Here is a 21820-nt window from a genome sequence, read left to right as displayed (position 1 = left end):
TGGCATATTGTCGCAGTGCCGCATGCGACGCCGCGGCTCAGCCGTAGCGGCGCGTGATGGACTCGGCGATGCACACCGGCCGCTCGCTGCCTTCGCGCTCCACGGTGACCTCCCAGGTGGATTGGGCGCCGACCAGTTCCGGCGACTTGGGCAGGGGGTCCAGGCGCTCGACCTTCAGCAGCTTGATGCGCGCGCGCAGCTTGCTGCCGACCGGCACCGGTGCGGTAAAGCGCACCCTGTTCAGCCCGTAGTTGACGCCGATCTTGGACGGCATGCTGAGCGCGTTGTGCATGAACCTGGGCAGCAGCGACAGCGTCAGGAAGCCGTGCGCGATCGGGCCGCCATAGGGCGATTCCTTTTTCGCGCGCTCCACGTCGATGTGGATCCACTGGTGGTCGCCGGTGGCCTCGGCAAACTGGTTGACCTGTTGCTGGGTTACCTCGATCCAGTCGCTGACCGCGACTTCCTGGCCCTGCAGCCCTTCCAGTTCTTCCAGCGTTGCGATGGTACGCATGTCGATCGTCTCCTCGTGACGGTTAAGTGTGGTTAGGCGGGCCGGCGGCCGTACATGCCCATGCCCTTGACGGTGCACACCAGCTCGCCGCGCTGGTTGGTGGCCTCCCACTGGGTATGGACCACGCCGCGGTCCGGCTTGGACTCCGACGGCCGGCTGTCCAGCACGTTCAGCACCACCGTCAGCGTGTCGCCGGCATAGACCGGCTTGAGCCAGCGGATCTCGTCGACGCCGGGCGAGCCCATGCTGGCCGACTTGCCGGTGGTGCTCAGCACCAGCAGGCGCATCATGATCGAGCACGTCATCCAGCCGCTCGAGATCAGCCCGCCGTAGATGCTGTTGGCGGCGGCTTCCTTGTCGATATGGAACGGCTGCGGATCGTACTGGCGCGCGAAGTTCAGGATCTCTTCCTCGGTGACGAGGTAGGAGCCCAGCTCGCGGCGGCTGCCGACTTCAAAATCCTCGAAATACAGCATGGGGTGTCTCCGTTGTGAATGCGGTTGACTTGTCCGCACGATGATCGCATGGCAGGCCGGCGCGCGCGTCCGTATTTGCCGAACCCGCCCCTAACAGCGCGCAAAGAAAAAAACCGCGCCTGGACTGCAGCGCGGTTTTGACTGGGCCGACGGGATCAGGCAGCTTCCTGGAACCCCGGCTGGGCGGCAAACCTGCCCAGGTGATGATCCACGTCGCCGAAGGTGGTGTTGATCATGGTCAGCCGCTTGAACATGTGCGCGGCCGGCAGTTCGTTGGTCACGCCCATGCCGCCGTGGATCTGCACCGCCTCCTGGCCCACCGTGCGGGCGGCCTGCCCCACGCGCGCCTTGGCGGCGGACACGTAGCGGCGGCGCTGTTCCGGCGTCGCCTCCTCGAAGCGCGCCGCGGCCAGCAGCGTGATCGAGCGCGACTGCTCGGCGTGGATGAACATCTCGACCATGCGGTGCTGCAGCGCCTGGAAGCGCGCGATCGGCTGGCCGAACTGCTGGCGCGTTTTGGCGTATTCCAGCGTCGCGGCGTTGAGCGTGTCCATCACGCCTACTGCCTCGGCGCACAGCAGCACTGCGGCGTAGTCGGCCACCTGCTCGACCAGCGCGAAGCCCTTGCCGGCTTCGCCCAGCAATTGCGCGGGCGCATCCTGGAAGGTGATATCGGCGGCGCGCAGGTTGTCGATGGTGCGGTAGTCCCGGATGCTGACGCCCGCGCCCTTCGCATCGACCAGGAACAGCGAGATGCCATCCTGGTCGGCCTCGGCGCCGCTGCTGCGCGCCGACACGACCAGCCGGTCGGCCTGGCCGCCGTGCACCACCACGGTCTTGCGGCCGTTGAGCTTGCCGTCGCGGGCGGTGACGCGCACGTGGTTCAGCTCATAGCGCGCCTGCGGCTCGTTGAACGCCACCGCCAGCTTCAGCTCGCCGCCCGCCACCTGCTCCAGCAGCGCGTCCTGGCCGCCGGCCAGGCCCAGCGCGTAGGCGCCCGCCACGGTCGCCAGGTAGGGCTCGACGATCAGGCCGCGGCCCAGTTCCTGCTGCACCACCATCATGTCCAGGGCCTTGCCGGCAAAGCCGCCCTGCGCTTCCGGCACCGGCAGCGCGGTCAGGCCCAGTTCGGCCAGCGCGCCCCATGCGGTCTCGCCGTAGCCGGCGGTGCTCTCATAGTACTTCTTGCGCTCTTCGAAACCGTAGTCCTTGTCGATGAAACGGCGCACGGCGTCGGCCAGCTGCTTCTGTTCGTCGCTGAGATTGAAGTTCATGATGCGTGTCTCCTCACAGCCCCAGAATCATCTGGCTGATGATGTTCTTCTGAATTTCGTTGGACCCGCCGTAGATGGAGGTCTTGCGATAGTTGAAGTAGTACGCGGCCAGCGGCGCGGCGTCGTCGTAGCCGGTCACGGCGTGCTCGGTCTCGCACTCCAGGTAGGCGGTGTCGAACGGCTGCGCGTACGGGCCGACGGCCTCGACCATCAGCTCGGTCAGCAACTGCTGGATCTCGGTGCCCTTGATCTTCAGCATCGAGGCCTCGGGGCCGGGGCCCTTGCCCGCGGCTTCGCTCGACACCACGCGCAGCACGGTGATCTCCAGTGCCATCAGCTCGATCTCGAGCGCGGCGACCTTGGCGCCGAACACCGGATCTTCCAGCAGCGGCTTGCCGTTCTTCTGCTGCTGGCGCGCCACGCGCTTCAGGAAGCCCAGCTCGCGCTTGGAATTGCCGACGCGGGCGATGCCGGTGCGCTCATGGCCGAGCAGGTACTTGGCGTAGGTCCAGCCCTTGTTTTCTTCGCCGACGCGGTTCTCGACCGGCACCTTGACGTTGTCGAAGAAGACTTCGTTCACCTCGTGCTCTTCGTCGAGCATGATGATCGGGCGCACGGTGATGCCCGGGGTCTTCATGTCGATCAGCAGGAACGAGATGCCCTCCTGCTTCTTGGCCTCGGGATCGGTGCGGACCAGGCAGAAGATCATGTCGGCGTGCTGGCCGAGCGTGGTCCAGGTCTTCTGGCCGTTGACGATGTAGTGCTTGCCGTCGGACGTCAGTTCCGCGCGGGTCTTCAGCGAGGCCAGGTCCGAACCCGAGCCCGGCTCCGAATAGCCCTGGCACCACCAGTCGGTGCAGTCCAGGATGCGCGGCAGGTAGTACGACTTCTGCTGCTCGTTGCCGTACTTCATGATCACCGGCGCGACCATGGCCACGCCGAACGGCAGCACGCCGGGCGCACCGACGCGGGCATTCTCCTCGTCCCAGATATGGCGCTGGGTGGCGTTCCAGCCGGTGCCGCCGTACTGCACCGGCCAGTGCGGCGCCGACCAGCCCTTGCCGGCGAGCAGCTTGTGCCAGCGCACCAGGTCATCGCGGTTCGGACGGCGGTGGTTGAGAATCTTGCTGCGGATGTCCGCCGGCAAGTTGGCTTCGAGCCAGCTACGCACTTCCTCGCGGAAGGCATCGTCGGACGCCGAGTAGTTGAGATCCATGCCCGTCTCCAGTGGTGCCGGCATGGCGCGGGCCGCCGGCGGTTTGTTCTGCCTGCGCGTCATGCGCCGACAGCAACGGGCACAGGACGCAATTCAGTGAGCCGTCTGCTTCAGCGCATCCGGCACCACGAGCGGAAAAGTCTCGATGCCCTCGTCGGCCAGCGCCTGCACCTCCTCCGGCGAGGCCGAACCGCGGATGCCGCGTTCCGGCGCCTCGTCATAGTGCATGCGCCTTGCCTCCTCGGCAAAGCGATCGCCAACGTCCTCGGTCTGCGCCAGCACCTGCTTCACTGCCTTCATATAGAGCGCTTGCAGTGTCACCGGTGCGGCAGCCGGCGGCGCCGGCCTGGCCTTGCCCTCGCGCGCGGTCGCGCCCGACAGGTTCAGGCGCGGCGCGCTGGGCAGCCGGGTCACGGCGTGGTCGCCACAGACCGGGCATTGGACGAGGTCACGCGAAATTTGCGACTGCGCCTCTTCCTCCGAGGCAAACCAGCCCTCGAAACGATGGTCATGCGCGCAGCGCAGGTCGAGCACCTTCATGATCTTTCCAGCCCGTCAAAAGCTATATTATCCGCGAATCCAAATTTTGTGAACGGTCGTGCTAAATTTTTTAGAACGACCGTTCGGAACTACGCTGCGGCGCCTCGCCGCGCCGGTCACCGTTGTGCCGAGCCGTACACCGGCATGGGCTGTTCGCCTGGCTGCCACGCACCAGAGATCACTTTTTCGAGCCAGAACGCCCCGATGATGGTCTTTACGTCGGTGATGCGGCCGCTGCGCACCCAGTCTATAACCTGGCCGGCAGGCGCGATGAAGGTTTCCAGGAATTCGCCGTCATCGAGTTGCGCCTCGCCATGCGTCAGGTCGCGCGCGAGCAGGATGTCGATGAACTCGGTCGAATACGAAATGACGGGATGGATGCGCGTCAGGTAGTCCCAGCGCGCGGCGCGATAGCCGGTTTCCTCCAGCAGTTCGCGTTCGCCGCAGCGCTGCGCGCCCTCTTCGGGGTCGAGCTTGCCCGCGGGAAATTCCAGCATCACCTCGCCCACCGGGTAGCGGAACTGGCGTTCCATCAGCACGCTGCCGTCATCGAACAGCGGGATCATCATGACCGCGCCGGGATGGACCACGTACTCGCGCCCGGTCTGCTTGCCGTCGGGCAGCCTGACGATGTCCTGCTTGAGGGTAAGGAACTTGCCGCGATGGACCGTGGCCGACGCCACGCACACCTCCTTCAGTGCGTCGTCGCTCTCGTGGTTCGCGGACAGGCCGGCGGGAAGTGGGGTGCCGCGTTGGATCTTGTCGGTCATGGACGCTCCGGATCAGGCAGGGCCCGGCGCCGACAAGACCGGCTTCAGGCCGTGCGGTGTTTGACGAGGTATTGCCAGGTGAAGCCCGGGAAGGCAAACACCAGCATCATGCAGGCGGTGATGGCGTAGAACTGCCAGCCCTGCGTAAAAGTGCCGCCGAGGTTGGCTTCCACCGCGAAGCCGGCGGCGCCCGCCACCCCGAACCAGACAATCAGTTCCAGCAGGCGCAGCCACAGCGGCTTGCGCGCCTGCCGCAGCGGGATCACCACGAACAGGCGCTGGTTCACGAACGGCAGGTTCGCACAGACCAGTGCCAGCAGGATGACAAACCAGCCGCTTGCGGAGGCGCTCATGTTGCGTGGCGGGTCAGGAGCCCAGGGTCGAGCGGATGGCCTGGTAGCACAGGTTCATCAGCGCGGCCGGGAACAGGCCCAGCAGGATCACCGCGGCGCCATTCACGCTCAGCATCGAGCGCAGGCCAAAGGTGGCTTCCAGTTGCTCTTCGCCGGCAGGGGCATCGAAGTACATCAGCTTGACGATGCGCAGGTAGTAGAACGCGCCGATCAGCGAGAACAGCACCGCCACCACCGCCAGCCAGGTCATGCCGGCCTTGACCACCGCGTCGAGCACGGCCAGCTTGGCATAGAAGCCCACCGTCGGCGGGATGCCCGCCAGCGAGAACATCATCACCAGCATCAGGAAGGCAAACCACGGGTTGCGGCGCGACATGCCCTTCAGGTCTTCCAGCGTCTCGGCCTCGAAGCCCTTGCTGGTGCGCAGCAGGATGATGCCGAAGGTGCCCAGCGTGGTCAGCAGGTAGGTCACCGAGTAGAACATGGCCGAGCTGTAGGCATCGGCGGCACCGTCGGCCTTGTTGGCGACCACGCCCGAGAGCAGGCCGAGCAGCACGAAGCCCATGTGCGAGATGGTCGAGTACGCCAGCATCCGCTTCAGGTTGCTCTGCACGATCGCGGTCAGGTTGCCGATCGCCAGCGAGATGATCGACAGCACCACCAGCATCATCTGCCAGTCGCTGGCCAGCGGCAGCAGGCCTTCCACCAGCACGCGGATGAACAGCGCGAACGCCGCCACCTTCGGGCCGCCGGCGATCAGCAGCGTCACCGCGGTCGGCGAGCCCTGGTAGATGTCCGGAATCCACATGTGGAACGGAGCGGCGCCCAGCTTGAACGACAGGCCGGCGACGATGAAGACCACGCCGAAGGCCAGCATGGTGGTGTTGATGCGGCCGGACTCGACCGCGCGGAACACCTCGCCCAGGTTCAGCGAACCGGTGGCGCCGTACATCATCGAGATGCCATACAGCAGGAAGCCCGAAGCCAGCGCGCCCAGCACGAAGTACTTCATGGCGGACTCGGAGGTCACGCGCGACTCGCGGCGCAGGGCCACCAGCGCGTACGACGACAGCGACAGCAGCTCCAGGCCCAGGTACAGGGTCAGGAAGTTGTTGCCGGTGATCATCACGATCTGGCCGCCCAGCGTGAACAGCGCCAGCATGTAGAACTCGCCGGCGAACATGTCGCGCTCGGCCAGGTAGCGGCGCGTATAGACCAGCGTGACGAACAGGCCGGCGGCGCAGAACGCCGACAGCACGTTGGCCATCGGGTCGATCACGACCAGGTTGGCGAACGCGTAGTGCGTCTCGCCGGCGGCGGCGTTCATGCCGAACCAGGCGGTCAGCACCAGCGTGGTCAGCAGCGACAGCGGATAGGCCACGCTCTGCTTGCCCTTGCCGCGGGCCAGGTCGATCCAGTTGATCGCGGCGATGGCGATCGCCAGGAAGATGATCGGCGCCACGGGGGCGAGTGTCGAGGACGGTTGCATGTTGATATCTCTCCCCGATTACAGCTTCGACTGCGCCGCGTGCTGCAGCAGGTTGACCACGGACGGGTGCATCACGTCGGTAAAGGGCTTCGGGTGCAGGCCCATGTACAGCGTCATGATGGCCAGCAGGCCGAGCATGACGAACTCACGCTTGTTCAGGTCGACCAGCTCGCGCACGTGCTGGTGCACGACGTCGCCGAAGATCACGCGCTTGACCATCCACAGCGAATAGGCAGCGCCGAAGATCAGGGCGGTAGCAGCCAGCAGGCCGATCCAGAAGTTGAACTTGACGGCACCCAGGATCACCATGAATTCACCGACGAAGCCCGAGGTGGCCGGCAGGCCGCAGTTGGCCATCGCGAAGAACACCGACAGCGCGGCGAACTTGGGCATGGTGTTGACCACGCCGCCGTAGTCGGCGATCTGGCGCGAGTGCACGCGGTCATACAGCACGCCGATGCAAAGGAACATGGCGCCCGAGATAAAGCCGTGCGAGATCATCTGGATGATGCCGCCTTCGACGCCGATGTCGCTGAAGATGAAGAAGCCCAGCGTGACGAAGCCCATGTGGGCGATCGACGAGTACGCCACCAGCTTCTTCATGTCGGCCTGCACCAGCGCCACCAGGCCGATGTAGATCACCGCGATCAGCGAGATCGTGATGATAAACGGGGCCAGGTAGTGGCTCGCGTCAGGCGCGATCGGCAGCGAGAAGCGCAGGAAGCCGTAGGCACCCAGCTTCAGCATGATGGCGGCCAGCACCACCGACCCGCCGGTCGGCGCTTCCACGTGGGCGTCGGGCAGCCAGGTATGCACCGGCCACATCGGCACCTTGACCGCAAAGGCGACGAAGAAGGCAATGAAGATCGCGATCTGCTCGTTCATCGACAACTTGGCCTGGTGCCACTGCAGGATGTCGAACGTGCCGGTCTTGTTGTACAGGTACAGCAGCGCGACCAGCGTCAGCAGCGAGCCCAGCAGCGTGTACAGGAAGAACTTGAAGGCCGCATACACACGGTTCGGACCGCCCCAGACGCCGATGATGATGTACATCGGGATCAGCGTGGCTTCGAAGAACACGTAGAACAGCATGCCGTCGAGCGCGCAGAACACGCCGACCATCAGGCCCGACAGGATCAGGAACGAGGCCATGTACTCGGCGACCCGCTCGGTGATCACTTCCCAGGCGGAGATCACCACGATCACCGTGATGAAGGCGGTCAGCACCACGAACCACATCGACAGGCCGTCGACGCCCAGCAGGTAGTGGATGTTGAAGCGTTCGATCCAGCTCGCCTTTTCGACGAACTGCATCGCCGCGGTGGCGCGGTCGAAGTTGAACACCAGCGGCAGCGTGACGACGAAGCTGGCGATCGAGCCGAACAGCGACATCCACCGCACGAAGCCGGGGCTGCGGTCCGAGCCGAAGGCGAGGATCAGCAGGCCGAAAAAGACAGGCAGCCAGATTGAGAAAGACAGAACCATTTCTATGTTTTCCTTACTTGGTGCCTATCACTTGGTGCCGATCACGCCCGTGATCGTCAGCGTCAGCAGCACCAGCATGCCGACGATCATCGCAAATGCGTAGTGGTAGATATAGCCCGACTGCAGGTAGCGGCTGGCCGAAGCAAACGATGCCACCACGCGCGCCGCGCCGTTGACGAACAGGCCGTCGATCAGGCTCTGGTCGCCGCCCTTCCACAGGCCGGTACCAAGCAGGCGTGCGCCGCGGGCGAATACGGCCTGGTTGATGGCGTCCATGTAGTACTTGTTGTCCAGCAGCTTGTACAGGCCCGAGAAGCGATTCGCGATGGCTTCGGGGATATCCGGGCGCTTCATGTAGAAGAACCAGGACAGCACCACGCCGGCGATGGCCAGCCACAGCACGGGCGTGGTCAGCGAGTGCTGCGCCATCGCCACCCAGCCGTGGAACGCTTCCTTCAGCTCGGCCATGGCGTGGTGGTTCTCGCCGACGAAGATCACTTCCTTGAAGGCGATGCCGTTCTTGAAGAAGTTGCCGAACAGCATCGGCTCGATCGCGATGGCGCCGATGATCACCGACGGGATCGCCAGCAGCACCAGCGGCAGCGTCACCACCCACGGCGACTCGTGCGGTTTCTCGCCGGCAGCCAGGCCATGGTGATGGTCGTGCGAGACTTCCTCGTCCTCGTGGTCGCCCTCATGGTGCTGGTGCGCATGGTTCTGGCCCCAGCGCTCCTTGCCGTGGAAGACCAGGAAGTACATGCGGAACGAGTAGAACGCGGTCACGAACACGCCGGCCAGCACGGCGAAGTAGGCAAAGCCCGAACCGGCGATGTGCGACTCGGCCACGGCCTCGATGATCGAGTCCTTGGAGTAGAAGCCTGCGAAGAACGGCGTGCCGATCAGCGCCAGCGAACCCACCAGCGAGGTGATCCAGGTGATCGGCATGTACTTGCGCAGGCCGCCCATGTTGCGGATGTCCTGGTCGTGGTGCATGCCGATGATGACCGAGCCCGCGCCCAGGAACAGCAGTGCCTTGAAGAAGGCGTGCGTCATCAGGTGGAACACCGCCACCGAGTAGGCCGAGGCGCCCAGCGCGACGGTCATGTAGCCCAGCTGCGACAGCGTCGAGTACGCGACCACGCGCTTGATGTCGTTCTGGATGATGCCCAGGAAGCCCATGAACAGCGCGGTGATGGCGCCAATCACCAGCACGAACGACAGCGCGGCGTCCGACAGCTCGAACAGCGGCGACATGCGCGCGACCATGAAGATGCCGGCCGTCACCATCGTTGCCGCGTGGATCAGTGCAGAAATCGGGGTCGGGCCTTCCATCGAATCAGGCAGCCAGACGTGCAGCGGGAACTGCGCCGACTTGCCCATCGCGCCGATGAACAGGCAGATGCACGCGACCGTGATCATCATCCAGTCGGTGCCCGGGAAAACCACGGTAGCCAGCTGGTCGCGCGCGGCGAATACTTCGGTGTAGTTCATGCTGCCGCTGTAGGCCAGCAGCAGGCCGATGCCCAGGATAAAGCCGAAGTCACCGACACGGTTGACCAGGAACGCCTTCAGGTTGGCGAAGATCGCGGTCGGGCGCGTGTACCAGAAGCCGATCAGCAGGTACGACACCAGGCCCACCGCTTCCCAGCCGAAGAACAGCTGCAGGAAGTTGTTGCTCATCACCAGCATCAGCATCGAGAAGGTGAACAGCGAGATGTAGGCAAAGAAGCGGTTGTAGCCGGGATCCCCGTCCATGTAGCCGACGGTGTAGATATGCACCATCAGCGAGACGAAGGTCACCACGACCATCATCATCGCGGTCAGCGAGTCGACCAGGAAGCCGACCTCCATCTTCAGGTCGCCGATGGCCATCCACTCGTACACGGTGCCGTTGTAGCCGGCGCCGTTCATCACGTCGAGCAGCACCATCACCGACAGCCCGAAGGAAATGGCCACGCCCAGGATGGTCGAGGTGTGGGCCACGATCCGGCCGCCGCGCGACTCCGAGGAAAACAGGCCAAAAAACTTGGTACCGAACAGGCCGGCGATCGCTGAGCCGGCTAGCGGCGCCAGCGCAATCGCGAGCAGCAGGTTGGGGTTGAGCGTGGTTGCCATAGGACGCTTAGTGGTGTGCGGTCGGAGAGTCTTGGTTATCTGCGTAGTACGGCACGGATCAGTACTTCAGGGTGTCCATGTCGTCCACGTTGATCGTATCCAGGTTGCGGAACAGCACCACCAGGATTGCCAGACCGATTGCCGACTCGGCGGCGGCCACCGTAAGGATGAAGAAAACGAAAACCTGACCAGCCAGGTCGCCCAGGTAATGCGAGAAGGCGACGAAGTTGATGTTCACCGCGAGCAGCATCAGTTCGATCGCCATCAGCAGCACGATCACGTTCTTGCGGTTCAGGAAGATGCCGACGATGCTGATCGCAAACAGGATCGCACCGAGCACGAGGAAGTGGGCGAGAGAGAGCACAGCGTTTCTCCGGGCTTTAGTTCTTATTGGCGGCAGCCGCGGCTTCCGTCTGCGGGTTCTGGGCTTCGGCCTGCATCGGCACCAGGCGCACGCGTTCGTCGCGGCGGGTACGCAGCTGCGCCGACACGTCCTGGGCCTTGGTGTCCTTGCGGCGGCGCAGGGTCAGCGCGACCGCGGCGATGATCGCCACCAGCAGGATGATGCCGGCCACTTCAAAGGCGTAGATGTAGTCGGTGTAGATCAGCTTGCCGAGCGCGGCGGTGTTCGAGTACCCCGGTTCCTGCGAACCGCTGGCCACCACCGGCGCGGTGGTGCCGATGAAGTTGCGCACCAGCACGATCGCCATCTCGGCGATGATCAGCGCACCCACGATCGAGGCCATCGGCACGTAGGTCCAGAAGTCGCGGCGCAGGTGCTCGATGTCGATATCGATCATCATCACCACGAACAGGAACAGCACCATCACCGCGCCGACATAGACCAGCACCAGCAGGATGGCGAGGAATTCCGCCTTGAGCAGCATCCAGATCGCGGCGGCCGTGAAGAACGACAGCACGAGGAACAGTGCGGAATGCACCGGGTTCTTCGCAGTGATGACTTTCAGTGCGGAGAGCACCAGCACCAGCGCAAAGACATAGAAGATGGTGGTCGTGAGTTCCATGGTTCCTATCGGATCCTCTCAGGGCCGTCCGGCACAGGCCTTCCCCTTCGGGTGGCCCGCTCCCGCGGCATCCTTGCTTTGGCCCCTCGCATTGAAGGGACCGTATTCAAATTCGGTGGCAGAAGCGGCCAGGTGAGTTACGGGTGGCCGCCCTGCCGTTTGGCGCGTGCGCCGGTCAGCGATACTTGGCGTCGGCAGCCTTGGCCGCCGCGATCTGCGGCTCGTAGCGGTCGCCCACTGCCAGCAGCATGTCCTTGGTGAAGTACAGGTCGCCGCGCTTCTCGCCGTGGTATTCCAGGATCTGCGTTTCTACGATGGCGTCGACCGGGCAGGCCTCTTCGCAGAAACCGCAGAAGATGCACTTGGTCAGGTCGATGTCGTAGCGGGTGGTACGGCGCGTGCCGTCGTTGCGCACGTCCGACTCGATGGTGATGGCCAGCGCCGGGCACACCGCCTCGCACAGCTTGCAGGCAATGCAGCGCTCTTCGCCATTCGGATAGCGGCGCAGCGCGTGCAGGCCACGGAAGCGCGGCGAGATCGGCGTTTTCTCTTCCGGGAACTGGACGGTGACCTTGCGCGCGAAGAGATAGCGGCCGGTCAGCGCCATGCCCTTGAAGAGTTCCTTCAGGAGCAGGCTGTTGAAGAAGTCCTTGATGGCGAGCAGCATGACGATTGCTTCCTAGTATTTCCGCGCGGTGCGCGCTGCCGCATTGCAGCGCCGCACCGTCGCTTGGCTGTTCAGTGCCAGATGTTCCACGGCGACTTGATCCAGATCGCCACGATGATCAGCCACACCACGGTCAGCGGAATGAACACCTTCCAGCCCAGGCGCATGATCTGGTCATAGCGGTAGCGCGGGAACGAGGCACGGATCCAGATAAAGACCGACAGCAGCAGGAAAACCTTGACCAGCAGCCAGAAGAAGCCGGGGACCGCGTTGGTGACCACGCTCGAGAACGGAGGCGCCCAGCCGCCCAGGAACATCAGCGCGGTCATGGCCGAGATGATGATCATGTTGATGTACTCGGCCAGGAAGAACAGCGCGAAGCCCATGCCCGAATATTCGATCATGTGGCCGGCCACGATTTCCGATTCGCCTTCCACCACGTCGAACGGGTGGCGGTTGGTTTCGGCCACGCCCGAGATGAAGTAGACGCCGAACATCGGCAGCAGCGGCAGCCAGTTCCACGACAGGATGTTGATGCCCATGTCGGCGAAGTAGCCCGTGTTCTGGCCGTTGACGATGGCCGACAGGTTCAGGCTGCCGGCAACCATCAGCACCGTCACCAGCGCAAAGCCCATGGCGATTTCATACGACACCATCTGTGCCGCGGCACGCATGGCGCCGATAAAGGCGTACTTGGAGTTCGAGGCCCAGCCGGCCAGGATCACGCCGTAGACGCCGACCGAGCTGATCGCCATCACGTACAGCAGGCCGGCGTTGACGTCTGCCATCACCACTTCGGCCTGGAACGGAATCACGGCCCAGACCGCAACGGCAGGCATCAGCACCATCAGCGGCGCGATCAGGTACATGCCGCGGCTGACCTGCGTCGGCATCATGACTTCCTTGAGCAGCAGCTTCAGCACGTCGGCGATCGGCTGCAGCAGGCCCAGCGGGCCGACGCGGTTCGGGCCCAGACGCACGTGCATCCAGCCGATCAGCTTGCGCTCCCACAGGATCAGGTAAGCCACGCACAGCAGCAGCGGCACCACGATCAGCACGGCGCGGATCAGGATCCACAGCGGCGTCCAGTACGCGCCCAGTACGCCCTGCCCTTGCGAGGTAATCCAGTCAATCATGTCTTCTTCTCGCTCTTGTTCTTACGCCGTGACGGCGGCGCCGGTGTTGGCCGGAGCCAGGTCGATGGCCTTCTCTACGGTGACCGTGCCGAACATGCCGCCCAGGCCGATGGCCGCCGGCGTTGCCGCCGGCACGCGCACGGTGTTGGCCGGCAGCGTGGCTTCGAGCACGGCCGGCAGCACCACGCTGCCCTGCCCTTGCGTGACGCGGACCGGGTCGCCCGACTGGATGCCCAAGCGGGCAAACAGCTCGGCCGGCAGCGCGATCTGCATGGCGCGGCGCGCGGCGGCGGTCAGCTGCAGCGAGTCGGCGCGGCGCACGATCGGGTCGGCGTGGTAGATCGGCACGTCGGCGATGCGTTCGATGCCGTTGGCGGCAGCGGCGGCAACGCGGATAGGCGCCTCGGTGGCGTTATCCAGCTGTCCCTCGACCGGGGCCGACAGCGCTTCGGCACGGACCGACTCGGCGGTTTCGTAGTCGAATCCGGCGACGTCCAGCAGGTTGCCCAGCACGCGCAGCACCTTCCAGCCCGGGCGCGACTCACCCAGTGCGCGAACCACGCCGTTGAAGCTCTGTGCCTTGCCTTCGCAGTTGACGAAGGTGCCCGAAGTTTCGGTGAACGGCGCTACCGGCAGGATCACGTCGGCGTACTGCATGGCAGCTTCCGAACGGAACGGCGACAGCACCACCACCGTGTTGGCCTGCGACAGCGCAGCCAGGGCCTTGCCCGGATCGGCGGTGTCGAATTCCGGCTCGGTGTTCAGCAGGATGTAGGCCTTGCGCGGCGTGTCCAGCATTGCCTGCGCGTTGGCGCCGCCTTGCTTCGGCAGCGCGCCGGCGATGTAGCCGCCGACGGTGTTGGCCGCTTCGGTCAGGAAGCCCAGCGTCGCGCCGGTCTCGGTGGCGATCCACTGTGCCAGCGCATGCAGCGCCGAGAACTGCGGATGACGCACCGCCTCGTTGCCGAGGAACACGGCACGGCGCTCGCCTTGCAGCAGCGCTTCTGCCGTCTTGGCGGCAACCTCGCCACCATCGAAGCCATCGGTGCCGGCCGGCGCGGCAATGCCCTTGGCGGCGGCCACGGCACGGGCCACGCCGGCGAGTGCGGCGGTCCAGCCGGACGGCGCCACGTCGATGCGGGTCGCGGGCATCAGCAGGTCTTCACCGCCAGCACCCAGCACGGCCACGCGGGCGCCCTTCTTGGTCGCCTGGCGCAGGCGCGAGGCCAGCAGCGGATGGTCCTTGCGCAGCGACGAGCCGATCACCAGCACGCGCTGCAGCGCGGTGACGTCGGCCACCGGCAGGCCCAGCCACGGCGCGCCCTTCAGCGCGCCCGAGAAGTCTGACTGGCGCAGGCGGAAGTCGACGTTGTCGCTGCCCAGGCCGCGCACCAGCTTGCCCAGCAGGAACAGTTCTTCCAGCGTGCTGTGCGGGCTGGCCAGCGCGGCGATCTGGTCGGCGCCATGCTCGCGCTTGATGCCGGCCAGGCCATTGGCCACGTATTCCAGCGCGGTCTGCCAGTTGGTTTCCATCCATTCGCCGCCTTGCTTGAGCAGCGGGCGGGTCAGGCGGTCGGCGCTGTTCAGGCCTTCATACGAGAAGCGGTCCTTGTCGGAGATCCAGCACTCGTTGATGTCTTCGTTTTCCAGCGGCAGCACGCGCATCACGCGCTGGTTCTTGGTCTGGACCACCAGGTTCGCGCCCAGGCCGTCGTGCGGCGACACCGACTTGCGGCGGGCCAGTTCCCAGGTCCGGGCCGAGTAGCGGAACGGCTTGCTGGTCAGCGCCCCGACCGGACACAGGTCGATCATGTTGCCCGACAGTTCCGAGTCGACGGTCTTGCCGACGAAGGTGGTGATTTCCGAGTGCTCGCCGCGGCCCAGCATGCCCAGCTCCATCACGCCGGCCACTTCCTGGCCGAAGCGCACGCAGCGGGTGCAATGGATGCAACGGGTCATCTCCTCCATGGAGATCAGCGGGCCCACGTTCTTGTGGAACACCACGCGCTTCTCTTCCTTGTAGCGCGACTCCGAGGCACCGTAGCCCACGGCCAGGTCCTGCAGCTGGCACTCGCCGCCCTGATCGCAGATCGGGCAATCCAGCGGGTGGTTGATCAGCAGGAATTCCATCACTGACTTCTGCGCCTTGACCGCCTTCTCCGAATTGGTGAAGACCTTCATGCCGGGGGTCACCGGCGTGGCGCAGGCAGGCAGCGCCTTCGGGGCCTTCTCGACCTCGACCAGGCACATGCGGCAGTTGGCCGCGATGGACAATTTGCGGTGGTAGCAGAAGTGCGGGATGTAGGTGCCCAGCTTGCGGGCCGCTTCCATCACCAGGCTGCCCTCAGCAACCTCAACCTTCTTGCCGTCGATCTCTAGTTCAACCATGTTCTGCCACGCTTAGATGTAGGCCGGAACCATGCACTGCTTGTGTTCGACGTGATATTCGAACTCTTTCCAGTAGTGCTTGAGCATGCCGCGGACCGGCATCGCCGCGGCATCGCCGAGCGCGCAGATGGTGCGGCCCATGATGTTTTCCGCGACGTTGTTGAGCAGGTCCAGGTCTTCCTGGCGCCCTTCTCCGTGTTCGATGCGATTGACCATGCGGTACAGCCAGCCGGTGCCTTCGCGGCACGGCGTGCACTGGCCGCACGATTCCTCAAAGTAGAAGTACGACAGGCGCAGCAGCGAGCGGACCATGCAGCGCGTCTCGTCCATCACGATCACCGCGCCCGAGCCCAGCATCGAGCCGGCCTTGGCGATCGAGTCGTAGTCCATGTCGGACGCCATCATCAGGTCGCCCGGCACCACCGGCGCGGACGAACCCCCCGGGATCACCGCCTTGATGCGCTTGCCACCGCGCATGCCGCCAGCCAGTTCCAGCAGCTTGGCGAACGGCGTGCCCAGCGGGATCTCGTAGTTGCCGGGGCGCTCGACGTCGCCCGAGATCGAGAAGATCTTGGTGCCGCCGTTGTTCGGCTTGCCCATCTTCAGATAGTTCTCGGGGCCGACGGCCAGCAGGAACGGCACCGCGGCGAAGGTCTCGGTGTTGTTGATGGTGGTCGGCTTGCCGTACAGGCCGAAGCTGGCCGGGAACGGCGGCTTGAAGCGCGGCTGGCCCTTCTTGCCTTCCAGCGATTCCAGCAGCGCGGTTTCCTCGCCGCAGATGTAGGCGCCGTAGCCGTGGTGGGCGTGCAGCTGGAAGCTGAAGCCCGAGCCCAGGATGTTGTCGCCCAGGAAGCCGGCCGCACGCGCCTCTTCGAGGGCTTCCTCGAAGATCTTGTACTCGTTCCAGATCTCGCCGTGGATGTAGTTGTAGCCCACGGTGATGCCCATCGCGTACGCGCCGATGGCCATGCCCTCGATCAGCGAATGCGGGTTGTAGCGAATGATGTCGCGGTCCTTGAACGTGCCGGGCTCGCCTTCATCGGTATTGCAGACCAGGTATTTCTGACCCGGGAACGTGCGCGGCATGAAGCTCCACTTCAGGCCGGTCGGGAAGCCCGCGCCGCCGCGGCCACGCAGGCCCGAGGCCTTGACGTCGGCGATCACCTGCTCGGGCGGGATCTTCTCGGTCAGGATGCGCTTCAGTTGCTGGTAGCCGCCACGCTTGACGTAGTCTTCCAGGTGCCAATTCTTGCCGTCCAGGCCGGCCAGGATCAGCGGCTGGATATGGCGGTCGTGCAGACTGGTCATGTTACTTGCCCCCCTTGGCCGCTTCGCTCTTGAGCTCGTCGACAAGCGCGTCGAGCTTGTCGTCGCTCATGAAGCTGCACATGCGGGTGTTGTTGACGATCATCACCGGCGCATCGCCGCAAGCGCCCATGCACTCGCCCTCTTTCAGGGTGAAGCAGCCGTCAGCGGTGGTCTCGTTGTAGTCGATCCCGAGCTTGCGCTTCAGGTACTCGCCAGCCCGCTCGCCGCCCGACAGGGCGCACGGCAGGTTGGTGCAGACGGCGAGCTTGAATTTGCCCACCGGCTTGGTGTCGTACATGTTGTAGAAGGTCGCCACCTCTTCCACCCACACGGGCGGCATCTCGAGGTAGCTGGCGACGAACTGCATGACTTCGGGGGAAACCCAGCCCACCTCGCCCTGTGCCACGGCAAGCGCCGCCATCACGGCCGACTGCTTCTGGTCGGCCGGATACTTCGCGATCGCGCGATCGATTTCCTTGAGAGCTTCTGCTGATAGCATGGTCATTGCAGTAAAACGGCGGAGGCAGCGCCACTGGGCGTCCATCCGCAGGTTTGCAGCCGTCGCTGCCGTTCCGCCGGCGGGCCTTAGGCCTTGCCGGTCCGCCGCGGGTCTTCCGGGCCGCTCCGCTCGGCAGAGCACCTCGGAAAGCGCCCGGATCGTCGTCCGGGCCGGCGGTCCGTGATTAGCGGTCGATCTCGCCGAAGACGATGTCTTGCGTGCCGATGATCGTTACCGCGTCAGCAATCATGTGTCCCTTGGCCATTTCGTCCAGCGCGGCCAGGTGCGGGAAGCCAGGCGCACGGATCTTCAGGCGGTACGGCTTGTTCGCGCCGTCCGAGATCGCGTAGATGCCAAACTCGCCCTTCGGGTGTTCCACCGCTGCATACGCTTCGCCTTCGGGCACGTGCATGCCTTCGGTGAACAGCTTGAAGTGGTGGATCAGTTCTTCCATGTTGGACTTCATGTCCACGCGCGAGGGCGGCGCCACCTTGTGGTTATCGGTGATCACCGGGCCCGGATTGCGGCGCAGCCATTCGATGCACTGCCTGATGATGCGGTTGGACTGGCGCATCTCTTCCACGCGCACCAGGTAACGCGCGTAGCAATCGCCGCCCACGCCCACCGGGATGTCGAAGTCCAGCTTGTCGTACACCTCGTACGGCTGCTTCTTGCGCAAGTCCCACTCGATGCCCGAGCCGCGCAGCATCGGGCCGGTAAAGCCCATCTGCAGCGCGCGTTCCGGACTGACCACGCCGATGTCCACCAGGCGCTGCTTCCAGATCCGATTGTCGGTCAGCAGCGTCTCGTACTCGTCGACGTACTTCGGGAAGCGGTTGGTGAAGTCCTCGATGAAGTCCAGCAGCGAGCCCGAACGCGCTTCGTTCATGGCCTTGATGGCACGCTCGTTGTGGATCTTCGAGGCGCGATATTGCGGCATCGTGTCAGGCAGGTCGCGGTAGACGCCGCCCGGACGATAGTAGGCTGCGTGCATGCGCGCGCCCGACACCGCCTCGTACATGTCGAACAGGTCTTCGCGCTCGCGGAAGGCGTACAGGAACACCGCCATCGCGCCCACGTCGAGAGCGTGCGCACCGATCCACATCAGGTGGTTCATGATGCGGGTGATCTCGTCGAACATCACGCGGATGTACTGCGCGCGGACCGGCACTTCGACGTCCAGCAGGCGCTCGATCGCCATCACGTAGGCGTGCTCGTTGACCATCATCGACACGTAGTCGAGACGGTCCATGTAGGGCACGCTCTGGATCCAGGACTTCTGTTCGGCCAGCTTCTCGGTGGCACGGTGCAGCAGGCCGATATGCGGGTCGGCGCGCTGGATGACTTCGCCGTCCAGTTCCAGCACCAGGCGCAGCACGCCGTGCGCGGCCGGATGCTGCGGGCCGAAGTTCAGGGTGTAATTCTTGATGTCTGCCATGGCGCGTTCTCAGTGCTCCAAACCGCCGTACTTGTCCTCGCGGATCACGCGCGGCGTGATTTCGCGCGGCTCGATCGTGACCGGCTGGTAGATGACCCGCTTCTGTTCGGGGTCGTAGCGCATCTCGACGTAGCCGGAGACCGGGAAATCCTTGCGGAACGGATGGCCGACGAAACCGTAGTCGGTCAGGATGCGGCGCAGGTCCGGATGGCCGTCAAACACGATGCCGTAGAAATCGAAGGCTTCGCGCTCGAACCAGTTCACCGAGTTCCACACGTCGATCAGGCTGGCCACCACCGGGAAATCATCTTCCGGAGCGAACACGCGCAGGCGCAGGCGCCAGTTGTGGGTAACCGACAGCAGATGCGAGACGGCGGCAAAGCGCGGGCCGTCCCAGGCGCCGTCGCCGAATTCGGAATAGTCGACGCCGCACAGGTCGATCAGCTGCTCGAAGCGCAGCGAGGGATCGTCGCGCAGGATTCGGGCGGCTTCCAGGTAGTCGCCGGCCTTGACGATCAGCGTCAGTTCGCCGGTCGCCTCGATCAGTTTCTGCACGCGCTTGCCGAGAGCCTTCTCGAGCGCGGCCTTCAGGATGTCGAGCTTCGCCATTTCAGCCCTTGCGCGCGATGGTGTTGGTACGCTTGATCTTGTTCTGCAGCTGGATCACGCCGTAGATCAGCGCCTCGGCCGTCGGCGGGCAGCCCGGCACGTAGATATCCACCGGCACGATACGGTCGCAGCCACGCACCACCGAGTACGAATAGTGGTAGTAGCCGCCACCGTTGGCGCACGAGCCCATCGAGATCACCCAGCGCGGTTCCGCCATCTGGTCGTAGACCTTGCGCAGCGCGGGGGCCATCTTGTTGCACAGCGTGCCGGCCACGATCATCACGTCCGACTGGCGCGGCGACGGGCGGAACACCACGCCGAAGCGGTCCAGGTCGTAGCGCGCGGCGCCGGCATGCATCATTTCCACGGCACAGCAGGCCAGGCCGAAGGTCATCGGCCACAGCGACCCGGTGCGGGTCCAATTGATCAGCTTGTCAGCGGTAGTCGTGACGAAGCCTTCGTTGAGAACGCCTTCGATTGCCATTTCACATCACTCCCAATCGAGCGCGCCCTTTTTCCAGATGTAGACGAAGCCCACGATGAATTCCAGCAGAAACACGCCCATGGCGATGAAACCCGGCCAGCCGATATCCCTCAGGGCAACACCCCACGGAAACAGGAAGGCGGTTTCGAGATCGAACAGGATAAACAGGATGGCGATGAGGTAGTAGCGCACGTCGAACTTCATGCGCGCGTCCTCGAACGCTTCGAAGCCGCACTCGTACGGAGACAGCTTCGCGGGATCGGGCTTGTTCGGACCGAGGATCCGACCGATCGACATCAGTGCCACGCCAAGCACGACACCGAAGATGATGAAGATGAGAACGGGGAAGTAGGCTTCGAGATTCAAGGTACGGCCAGCCTTATCTGGAATGTTGTCAACAGCACCAGCTGAAGCGGCGTCCTGTTGCCCACCCCAGGCGCTAAGCCATGAGAATCACGGCGCGCCGCCTTGCGGACTGCCGGAGCCCCATGCGCGGGTGCATTGCCCGGCCAGGGACTCCGATCAAGTTGTTTGGTGCCGACGGCGAGACTCGAACTCGCACAGCTTTCGCCACTACCCCCTCAAGATAGCGTGTCTACCAATTTCACCACGTCGGCTGGGGGAGAAACAATATTGCCTGGCGCCGGGTTTTGAGGCCCTTCAGGTCCGTTACAAAGGCTTTCGTCTTTGCGCGGAACCCATCGCTGGGGAATCGTTTCAAGCCTTGCATTCTAACCCAAATTTCTTGCTTTGTTCAACGCACAACTGCAAAAAAACTCAGGAATCCGCCGCAAGGCAAACGGATTATTTCGGTACAGCGGGGGCTGCGGGCGCAGAAGCGTCTGCAGCAGCAGCCGGGGCTGCGGCCGGGGCCGATGCGCCTGCCGTGGCGGGCGCCGAGGCCGGGGCGGCGCCCATCACACCCAGCGACGCAGCGGGCTTGTAGTTGCCCAGCAGCGTCAGCGCCAGCGTGCAGACGAAGAACAGCGTGGCCAGCACGGCGGTGGTGCGCGACAGGAAGTTTGCCGAGCCGGTGGCGCCGAACAGGCTGCCGGAGGCGCCCGAGCCGAAGGCCGCGCCCACATCGGCGCCCTTGCCATGCTGGATCAGCACCAGGCCGATTACGCCCAGCGCCGACAACACCTGCAGCACCACCAACAAAGTCTTGAAGATTGCCATTTGATTTAAATAAGCTTACTTGCCTGATCGGTCGATCGGAACGGCCGGCATTCAGGCGTTGCCGATCGCGAGAAAATCTTCCGACTTGAGCGAGGCGCCGCCGATCAGGCCCCCGTCGATATCGGTCATCGAAAACAGTTCGGCCGCATTGTCGGGCTTGACGCTGCCGCCGTACAAGATTGCCATGCGCCCGGCCACGCCCGCATCGCGCGCGGCAACCTGGCCGCGCAGGAAGGCATGCACCGCCTGCGCCTGCGCGCTGGTGGCGGTCTTGCCGGTGCCGATGGCCCACACCGGCTCATAGGCCAGCACCACGCGGCCCAGCTGTTCCACAGTCAGCGCTTCGAGCACCGCCTGCAGCTGCCGGCCGACCACGGCCTCGGTCTCGCCCGCTTCGCGCTGTGCCAGGGTCTCGCCCACGCAAACCACCGGGACGATGCCGAACTCGAGCGCCCGCAGCGCCTTGGCCGCGACGGCCTGGTCGGTCTCGCCATGGTAGGTGCGGCGCTCGGAGTGACCCACCAGCACGTAGCTGCAACCGAACTCGCCCAGCATGGACGCCGCCACTTCGCCGGTGAAGGCGCCGCGCGCCTCCGCCGACACGTCCTGTGCACCCCAGGCCACCTTGGAGCCATTCAGCAACGCCTGGCATTGTGCAAGATAGGGGAACGGCGCGCAGACCGCCAGCGTCGCGCCGGTCACACCAGCGCCAGCCTGGATGGCTTCCAGCAGTGCCGCGTTGGCAGCCAGGCTGCCGTGCATCTTCCAATTGCCGATGACGAGCTTTTGTCTCACGAGGTGCCCCTCCCAAATCAAACCCGCTATTGTAGCGTGTGGCAGGGGCATGGCGCTACG

The 21820-nt window shown here is 64.5% G+C and carries 23 protein-coding genes and 1 tRNA gene; all 24 read right to left on the bottom strand.

Going from position 1 to position 21820, the window contains the following annotated elements; translation table 11 throughout:
• Positions 1–37 precede the first annotated feature (37 nt).
• The 24 genes from AC3FMM_RS14500 to tpiA all read right to left on the bottom strand — a co-directional run bounded on the left by AC3FMM_RS14500 (position 38) and on the right by tpiA (position 21811).
• Complete coding sequence (locus AC3FMM_RS14500; protein ID WP_115708790.1) at positions 38–514, bottom strand: MaoC family dehydratase; 477 nt, start codon at positions 512–514, stop codon at positions 38–40.
• Positions 515–546: 32 nt separating this feature from the next.
• Complete coding sequence (locus tag AC3FMM_RS14495) at positions 547–990, bottom strand: MaoC family dehydratase (RefSeq protein ID WP_116312327.1); 444 nt, start codon at positions 988–990, stop codon at positions 547–549.
• Positions 991–1145: 155 nt separating this feature from the next.
• Positions 1146–2264 carry an acyl-CoA dehydrogenase family protein gene (locus AC3FMM_RS14490; RefSeq protein ID WP_116312326.1) on the bottom strand — a complete coding sequence of 373 codons (1119 nt, stop codon included), beginning with the start codon at positions 2262–2264 and terminating at the stop codon, positions 1146–1148.
• 13 nt (positions 2265–2277) lie between these two features.
• Positions 2278–3480 (bottom strand): acyl-CoA dehydrogenase family protein, encoded by a 1203-nt coding sequence (locus AC3FMM_RS14485; protein ID WP_092314032.1) that lies wholly within the window; start codon positions 3478–3480, stop codon positions 2278–2280.
• 93 nt (positions 3481–3573) lie between these two features.
• Entirely contained in the window at positions 3574–4020 is a 447-nt protein-coding gene (locus tag AC3FMM_RS14480) for a DUF1178 family protein (protein ID WP_115708784.1), read from the bottom strand.
• Positions 4021–4136: 116 nt separating this feature from the next.
• Positions 4137–4790: an NUDIX domain-containing protein gene (locus AC3FMM_RS14475; RefSeq protein WP_115679831.1), complete on the bottom strand. Its 654-nt coding sequence runs from the start codon at positions 4788–4790 to the stop codon at positions 4137–4139.
• Positions 4791–4834: 44 nt separating this feature from the next.
• Positions 4835–5143 carry a DUF2818 family protein gene (locus AC3FMM_RS14470; RefSeq protein ID WP_062797778.1) on the bottom strand — a complete coding sequence of 103 codons (309 nt, stop codon included), beginning with the start codon at positions 5141–5143 and terminating at the stop codon, positions 4835–4837.
• A gap of 13 nt (positions 5144–5156) precedes the next feature.
• Entirely contained in the window at positions 5157–6632 is a 1476-nt protein-coding gene (nuoN, locus tag AC3FMM_RS14465) for an NADH-quinone oxidoreductase subunit NuoN (RefSeq protein WP_414248020.1), read from the bottom strand.
• An 18-nt stretch (positions 6633–6650) separates the two neighbouring features.
• The gene (locus tag AC3FMM_RS14460) at positions 6651–8117 is read right to left on the bottom strand and encodes an NADH-quinone oxidoreductase subunit M (RefSeq protein ID WP_115708782.1); all 1467 of its coding nucleotides are present in this window, start codon (positions 8115–8117) and stop codon (positions 6651–6653) included.
• A 27-nt stretch (positions 8118–8144) separates the two neighbouring features.
• The gene (nuoL, locus tag AC3FMM_RS14455; protein WP_115708780.1) at positions 8145–10232 is read right to left on the bottom strand and encodes an NADH-quinone oxidoreductase subunit L; all 2088 of its coding nucleotides are present in this window, start codon (positions 10230–10232) and stop codon (positions 8145–8147) included.
• A 58-nt stretch (positions 10233–10290) separates the two neighbouring features.
• Complete coding sequence (gene nuoK, locus AC3FMM_RS14450; RefSeq protein WP_029044763.1) at positions 10291–10596, bottom strand: NADH-quinone oxidoreductase subunit NuoK; 306 nt, start codon at positions 10594–10596, stop codon at positions 10291–10293.
• A gap of 16 nt (positions 10597–10612) precedes the next feature.
• A complete protein-coding gene (locus tag AC3FMM_RS14445; RefSeq protein WP_115706417.1) occupies positions 10613–11257 on the bottom strand; it encodes an NADH-quinone oxidoreductase subunit J in 645 nt (214 codons plus the stop codon).
• Positions 11258–11432: 175 nt separating this feature from the next.
• Positions 11433–11924 carry an NADH-quinone oxidoreductase subunit NuoI gene (nuoI, locus tag AC3FMM_RS14440; RefSeq protein WP_022534067.1) on the bottom strand — a complete coding sequence of 164 codons (492 nt, stop codon included), beginning with the start codon at positions 11922–11924 and terminating at the stop codon, positions 11433–11435.
• 71 nt (positions 11925–11995) lie between these two features.
• Positions 11996–13060, bottom strand: a complete 1065-nt coding sequence (gene nuoH, locus AC3FMM_RS14435; RefSeq protein WP_115679827.1) for an NADH-quinone oxidoreductase subunit NuoH — start codon at positions 13058–13060, stop codon at positions 11996–11998.
• 21 nt (positions 13061–13081) lie between these two features.
• A complete protein-coding gene (gene nuoG, locus AC3FMM_RS14430) occupies positions 13082–15448 on the bottom strand; it encodes an NADH-quinone oxidoreductase subunit NuoG (RefSeq protein WP_488686857.1) in 2367 nt (788 codons plus the stop codon).
• A 12-nt stretch (positions 15449–15460) separates the two neighbouring features.
• Positions 15461–16756 (bottom strand): NADH-quinone oxidoreductase subunit NuoF, encoded by a 1296-nt coding sequence (gene nuoF / locus AC3FMM_RS14425; protein ID WP_115708776.1) that lies wholly within the window; start codon positions 16754–16756, stop codon positions 15461–15463.
• Position 16757: 1 nt separating this feature from the next.
• Complete coding sequence (nuoE, locus tag AC3FMM_RS14420) at positions 16758–17255, bottom strand: NADH-quinone oxidoreductase subunit NuoE (protein ID WP_115681423.1); 498 nt, start codon at positions 17253–17255, stop codon at positions 16758–16760.
• Positions 17256–17439: 184 nt separating this feature from the next.
• Positions 17440–18693: an NADH-quinone oxidoreductase subunit D gene (locus AC3FMM_RS14415; protein WP_115706415.1), complete on the bottom strand. Its 1254-nt coding sequence runs from the start codon at positions 18691–18693 to the stop codon at positions 17440–17442.
• 9 nt (positions 18694–18702) lie between these two features.
• Entirely contained in the window at positions 18703–19302 is a 600-nt protein-coding gene (locus AC3FMM_RS14410) for an NADH-quinone oxidoreductase subunit C (RefSeq protein ID WP_115708774.1), read from the bottom strand.
• A 1-nt stretch (position 19303) separates the two neighbouring features.
• Positions 19304–19786 carry a NuoB/complex I 20 kDa subunit family protein gene (locus tag AC3FMM_RS14405; protein WP_011297145.1) on the bottom strand — a complete coding sequence of 161 codons (483 nt, stop codon included), beginning with the start codon at positions 19784–19786 and terminating at the stop codon, positions 19304–19306.
• A 6-nt stretch (positions 19787–19792) separates the two neighbouring features.
• Entirely contained in the window at positions 19793–20152 is a 360-nt protein-coding gene (locus AC3FMM_RS14400) for an NADH-quinone oxidoreductase subunit A (RefSeq protein ID WP_010809131.1), read from the bottom strand.
• Positions 20153–20318: 166 nt separating this feature from the next.
• Positions 20319–20403 (bottom strand) — tRNA-Leu (locus AC3FMM_RS14395).
• A 187-nt stretch (positions 20404–20590) separates the two neighbouring features.
• The gene (gene secG / locus AC3FMM_RS14390; RefSeq protein WP_111519561.1) at positions 20591–20965 is read right to left on the bottom strand and encodes a preprotein translocase subunit SecG; all 375 of its coding nucleotides are present in this window, start codon (positions 20963–20965) and stop codon (positions 20591–20593) included.
• 51 nt (positions 20966–21016) lie between these two features.
• Positions 21017–21811: a triose-phosphate isomerase gene (gene tpiA / locus AC3FMM_RS14385; RefSeq protein WP_198035963.1), complete on the bottom strand. Its 795-nt coding sequence runs from the start codon at positions 21809–21811 to the stop codon at positions 21017–21019.
• Positions 21812–21820 lie beyond the last annotated feature (9 nt).

The organism is Cupriavidus sp. 207A1 (assembly GCF_057798955.1).
The sequence above is the reverse complement of the archived record's forward strand: the minus strand, read 5'-3'. Positions and strand labels throughout refer to the sequence as shown.

Coding starts and splice junctions, on each gene's coding strand:
- AC3FMM_RS14500 (WP_115708790.1), bottom strand. CDS start 514: ATGCGTACCATCGCAACGCTGGAAGAACTGGAAGGGCTGCAGGGCCAG.
- AC3FMM_RS14495 (WP_116312327.1), bottom strand. CDS start 990: ATGCTGTATTTCGAGGATTTTGAAGTCGGCAGCCGCCGCGAGCTGGGC.
- AC3FMM_RS14490 (WP_116312326.1), bottom strand. CDS start 2,264: ATGAACTTCAATCTCAGCGACGAACAGAAGCAGCTGGCCGACGCCGTG.
- AC3FMM_RS14485 (WP_092314032.1), bottom strand. CDS start 3,480: ATGGATCTCAACTACTCGGCGTCCGACGATGCCTTCCGCGAGGAAGTG.
- AC3FMM_RS14480 (WP_115708784.1), bottom strand. CDS start 4,020: ATGAAGGTGCTCGACCTGCGCTGCGCGCATGACCATCGTTTCGAGGGC.
- AC3FMM_RS14475 (WP_115679831.1), bottom strand. CDS start 4,790: ATGACCGACAAGATCCAACGCGGCACCCCACTTCCCGCCGGCCTGTCC.
- AC3FMM_RS14470 (WP_062797778.1), bottom strand. CDS start 5,143: ATGAGCGCCTCCGCAAGCGGCTGGTTTGTCATCCTGCTGGCACTGGTC.
- nuoN (WP_414248020.1), bottom strand. CDS start 6,632: ATGCAACCGTCCTCGACACTCGCCCCCGTGGCGCCGATCATCTTCCTG.
- AC3FMM_RS14460 (WP_115708782.1), bottom strand. CDS start 8,117: ATGGTTCTGTCTTTCTCAATCTGGCTGCCTGTCTTTTTCGGCCTGCTG.
- nuoL (WP_115708780.1), bottom strand. CDS start 10,232: ATGGCAACCACGCTCAACCCCAACCTGCTGCTCGCGATTGCGCTGGCG.
- AC3FMM_RS14445 (WP_115706417.1), bottom strand. CDS start 11,257: ATGGAACTCACGACCACCATCTTCTATGTCTTTGCGCTGGTGCTGGTG.
- nuoI (WP_022534067.1), bottom strand. CDS start 11,924: ATGCTGCTCGCCATCAAGGACTTCTTCAACAGCCTGCTCCTGAAGGAA.
- nuoH (WP_115679827.1), bottom strand. CDS start 13,060: ATGATTGACTGGATTACCTCGCAAGGGCAGGGCGTACTGGGCGCGTAC.
- nuoG (WP_488686857.1), bottom strand. CDS start 15,448: ATGGTTGAACTAGAGATCGACGGCAAGAAGGTTGAGGTTGCTGAGGGC.
- nuoF (WP_115708776.1), bottom strand. CDS start 16,756: ATGACCAGTCTGCACGACCGCCATATCCAGCCGCTGATCCTGGCCGGC.
- nuoE (WP_115681423.1), bottom strand. CDS start 17,255: ATGCTATCAGCAGAAGCTCTCAAGGAAATCGATCGCGCGATCGCGAAG.
- AC3FMM_RS14415 (WP_115706415.1), bottom strand. CDS start 18,693: ATGGCAGACATCAAGAATTACACCCTGAACTTCGGCCCGCAGCATCCG.
- AC3FMM_RS14410 (WP_115708774.1), bottom strand. CDS start 19,302: ATGGCGAAGCTCGACATCCTGAAGGCCGCGCTCGAGAAGGCTCTCGGC.
- AC3FMM_RS14405 (WP_011297145.1), bottom strand. CDS start 19,786: ATGGCAATCGAAGGCGTTCTCAACGAAGGCTTCGTCACGACTACCGCT.
- secG (WP_111519561.1), bottom strand. CDS start 20,965: ATGGCAATCTTCAAGACTTTGTTGGTGGTGCTGCAGGTGTTGTCGGCG.
- tpiA (WP_198035963.1), bottom strand. CDS start 21,811: ATGCCCCTGCCACACGCTACAATAGCGGGTTTGATTTGGGAGGGGCAC.